General features: G+C 66.5%; 1 protein-coding gene. It reads right to left on the bottom strand.

Annotation, left to right across the window (positions count from 1 at the left end):
* Positions 1-21 precede the first annotated feature (21 nt).
* The gene (locus ACFU8Q_RS39145; protein ID WP_384464273.1) at positions 22-4,506 is read right to left on the bottom strand and encodes a S8 family serine peptidase; all 4,485 of its coding nucleotides are present in this window, start codon (positions 4,504-4,506) and stop codon (positions 22-24) included.
* Between the last annotated feature and the right edge of the window lie 329 nt (positions 4,507-4,835).

The following is a 4,835-nucleotide window of genomic DNA, read 5'->3' as shown; positions in this document are numbered from 1 at the left end:
GGGACGAGGTGGCGCCGGGGCCTAGTTGCCCAGACCTGCCGGGATCCTCAGCATCACCGAGCTGGACCAGGCGGCGTTCGGGCCGCCCTCGCCATAGACCATGAGCTGGTGGTGATCGTTGATGTCGAAGCTGTAGGTCGGCGTGAATCGATCACCGGCAGAGAGCGGCACCATGCCGGACAGATCCCAGAGCCGTCCCTGCGGGTCCCACATCGCCGACACCGCGACGTCCGGGAAAAGTTCGACAGTTCCGAGGATCCACCCGTCGTCGGTGACTTTCTCGCCGGTCGCGTTGTATCCGTAGTCGGCAAGGCGCTGCATTCCGCCGGCCTTGGTCCACACGAACGCGTCGTCACCGCTGGTTCCCACGACAGTCCCGGAGGCGTTCACATCGTTCGCCTGGGCCGAATGCTGTCCCGGAAGCGTGCCGAGATCCTGAATAGCACCTGACGTCGCATCCCAGGCGACCGCGTGCGGCACATGGTCATCGGTGTGCGAGGCACCGACGATCATTCCGGCATCGTTGATGGCGCGCGGCTGGGTTACCGTCAGATCCGAGGACAGGTGGGCCAGCTTGCTGAACGTCCCATCCGGCGTCCGCACGAACCCGTCACTGTAGCTGTGGTTCTTACCGTCGGACTCCTTGACGATTGCTTCGGAGAATCCGGTGACCACCTCCTTGTTATTCACGGCGGTCGCGTAGCCGCTGGAATAGGGCCGCCAATCCGGGACGCCGAGCACGGTGAGCGATCCATCCTTGGCCCATTGGGCGGGAAGATAATGCAATGCACTGTCCGTCGCGATACCGACGGCGATCTGGCCGTCATTCAGGTCCAGAGCCGATCCGTACCTGCCCCCGGCAAGATCCAGGTTGGTGAACCCGTCGGCGGCCGTCCAGATGGTCGGCGTCATCCTGGCGTTGTACTGGCGATCCCCCGCGACTACGCCGCTCTCATTGAGAGCCGCGCCGACGAATGGCGGACTCCACGCGACCAGATCGAGTTTGGGGACATCGACAGTGGCGATCGTGACGTCCGCCGCCCCGATGATCGTGCCGTACTCGTTGGCCACTCGGACTCGGCCGACCGTGGGATCCTTGGTCAACTGCCGAGCGCTGACGATCATTGCCCCGTCGACCGGCATCGACTGGCCCGTGGTAACCGTGTACTTCGTGTCGGATTTCGGCGTGATCGTGCCGAGGCCCTTTGAGTACATCTCTTGGTGGTAGTCGAACGTGACGTTGTCTTCGGGCACGGCGACTCCCGCGACCACGATGAAGTACGTACCCGGCTGTGGATCATCGATGATGATGTGCTCGGGCGAGTCCCCGGTCGTGGTGCTCTGATCTATCGGCCTGCCGTTGAAATACACATAGAAGTCCAGATCGGCAGCCTCTCTGGACGTCAGTGTCACGTCGAGCCGGGTCGTCTGACGCGGAACATAGAGCATGTTGGACGTGATTTCGCCTTGCGAGACCGTCGAGAACAAATTGCGGACATCGCCGATCTCGCCAGTTGCGACGTGGGCGATCGCGGGGCCAAAGGTGTTCGTCCCCGTCGAGCCGACATTCGTCGGCGAGTTCATCGTCACCTTGTCGACTGTGACGGTCCCCGGATCGAACGACATGCCCTGCAGCGAAACCGTCGCTGTGTACGGGTTCTGTTCGACCGGAGACGTCCTGCGAGACTCGATCACGAACTCCCAGATGCCGGGTTTGGGCCGGTACACCGGTCGTGCGGTGGCGTTGCATTTCGCCGGGTCGGCGTAGTTGGTGTAGCAGTGGTAACTGGCGTTGGAGTCCGCGGGCATGCCGTCGGGGTCGATGGGCAATGCGCGGACCTGGCTGCCGTCGGCGAGCCCGCCCAGGGTCAGCTGCAGTGCTTCGACGCCCTTGGGAACGGGCACCAGCAGCGACGTGGTTCCGGTTCGGCCGAGCGTGCCGGAACTGGTGACCGCGTAGTCGGGTTTGGCCAGCGGCTTGGTCGCCAGCACGGTGACGGCGACGAACTGGTCGATGCCGCCCGTCGCCGGGTCATCAATGGTCAGGATCGCGCTATGTACGCCGGAGGTCGTCGCGGTCGCGGTGACCGTGATATCGGCCGCCTTTCCGAGCTGCAGGGGCATTGCCGCGCGGGCGCTGAACGTGCCGTCGTTGCCGATCCAACCGATCCGGTGCACGACGTTCCCGGCGGCACCGCTGGTCCGGGTGACGCTGACCTTGTAGGTCTTCTGCGCACCGGTCATCTGGCCGCCTTCCGTTGGCAGACAACGGTTGTAGATGCCAACGCCGGTGTTCGGAGTCGCGAGCAGGCCGGACAGCGAACTGCAAACGGGAGCCGACACAGTGAGCTCATTGGTGTTGATGCCGGCGCTGAGCTGCTTCCAGGCCGCGACGGTGTCGATGATGCCGGCGCCCTGCGCGACGGTCGGGACGCCGGGGATCGGGTCGGCGGTGCCGGTCAGGGCGGTCTTCAGCGCCGCCGGGCTGACCGTCAGCGAATGGGCCTTGGCGGCCGATAGCAGCAGCGCCGCCGCTCCGGCGACCTGCGGGGCCGCCATGGAGGTGCCGTTGGCCATGCCGTACCCGGCCGGCAGCGAATACCCGGCCTCGGGGACGGCTTCACCGGACAGCCACATCGGGATCGAGGAGATGGCGGCGCCGGGCGCGGACACCTGCGGCGCCAGCGCCCCGTTCTCAGCGGGCCCGCGGGAGGAGAAGCCGAAGATGCCCTGCTTGGTGGCGACCTTCGACCCGTAGCCGGCCCACCAGGTGTCGGAGCTGACGGATGCAGCGACCGAGATGGCCTTGCCCGCCACGGACGGCGAGCTGACGGTGTTGGTGCCGAGGCCGTCGTTGCCGGCGGCGATGATGATCTGCACGCCGAAGTTGTCGATCAGCTTGTCGTAGAGCGCGGCGATCACGTCGGAGCCGTCGTTCAACGCGGGAAGCCCACCGATGGACAGGTTGACGACGTCGACATGGCGATTGGTGACCAGGTCGATCATGCCCTCGGTCAGTGCCGCCTGGGTGCAGCCACCGTCCCAAGTGCAGGCGCGGGCGGACACGATCTGCGCGCCCGGTGCGGCGCCGTGCATCTGGCCGCCGAACATCGACGTGCCGGCGGTGATCCCCGCCACATGGGTGCCGTGCGAGGCGACCGGCAACCCGATAGACACGTAGTTCGCGGTCTTGCCGACGTTGCTGCCGCCGAGCGGGGAGAGATCGACGTTGTCGCGGTACTCGACGACGAACGGGATGCGCTCGTTCTGCGGTGTTGCGGGGTCGTCGCTCCCGAGGTGGCCGACCTGGCGGTCGACCGCGAACGGGGCCATCGGTTTCTCGTCGGTGAGGTCCTGGTTGTTGTTGCCGTCGACCCAGATCCTGTGTGTGGTCGGGTCGTACAGAACCCCGTAGAAGTCCAGGGTGTCGCCGTCCCGGTTGAGGTCGCCCTCGAAGTCGCTCCCGGCCGTCGCACTCTCGTAGAACACGCCGAATTGGAACGTGCCCTCCGGGATCGTCCAGGTCTTGCCCAGGTAGCTGAACGTCGGACCCGTCTTGGTGGTGGACATCCGCACCCAGCTGCCGTCGCGGTCGGTGACCGGATCGGTCTCGGTTACCCAATCGACAATCTTGGGCTTGCCGTCGCTGGTCGTCTGTAGCGCGGGATGCTCGACGTCGACGCCGGTGTCCAGCACGCCGACGACCGTACCGCGCCCGTCCCAGGCCGGGTTGTCCTTGGCGAAGGCCTCGGCGCCGGTCTCGTTGATCGGTAGGTACGGGTTGTCGGCGGGCGTGTTCGCGCCGGGCGCGGTCGGCCGCGCGGCCTTCGTTGCCGCCGTCCTCGCACCCGCGGCACCCAGATCCGGGCCCGGGAGCTTGTACGTCCGGTTCAGGTCGATCGCCGCGACCGACCGAAGGCCGGCCAAGGTGGTCACGCTGTCGGTCGGGACGGTCGCCCGGACGTAGCCGACCTTTCCGGTCACCGACCCGACGGTCCCGCCGGCCTTCTCCACCGCGGCGACGACGTCCTCGGTCGCGCCCTTCCGGGCCAGCATCAACACCGTGACAGACTTCTTCTTCGACGCCTGCGCCTGCTGCAGCAGCCTGGTGTCGGCGTTGCCCAGCTTCTCGGCCGCAGTATCCGACAGCGAATCGTCGGTCAGCGGCTGGAACCCGTCGGTCTTCCCCGCTTTGTAGATCGAATCCGGGTTGTCGCGCCCGGCCCGGTCGTGGAGCCCAGCAACGGGCGACCGACCCGGCCCCTGTGGCCCGTCGGGATCAGCGGGTTCGACCTTGCTCGCGCCAGCAATCTCGGAGCCAGTCGGGCTGGTCGGGTCGGCGGCTGCGGCCGCAGGCGCAATCAGCGCCGCGGCGATCAACACGGCCGACGCCGTGGCAATCACGCCTGTTCGTCTTCCTCGCGCCATCGTGCTCCTAACCAAGGAGTGAGACATCACCGTGCGGCCAAGCCCGCAGACACGAGAACACCTGAGCCGCCCGGCCAATCTCGCAGTTGGGTCCGGGCGGGATCAACGGACCGAGTGGGGCGGATGTCGGCCATGGCGGAATGCCGCCACACTCGGCGCAGACCCACCGCTCCCAGTCGGTCGACCAGGCCGGCGAGGTCCCTCAGCACCCGCCATCGGTGCGGATTGCTCGCCCAGAACCCAGCAGTTCATCCAAGCATTCCGCGCATCCACATGTCTGGTGGAGCGCACCGGCCGCTAGGGCCTGTTCTGAGCTTGACGTTTAACGTCGCAGGTCACCCGACCTGCTGAACTGCATCGATCAGCGACATACGAGACGCGGCCGCCCTTGATGCTTCGAGGTGTCG

Origin of the sequence: Streptomyces sp. NPDC057543, from assembly GCF_042801895.1 — a bacterium.
GTDB lineage: Bacteria > Actinomycetota > Actinomycetes > Streptomycetales > Streptomycetaceae > Streptomyces.
This window is presented reverse-complemented; position numbering and strand designations above follow the sequence as displayed.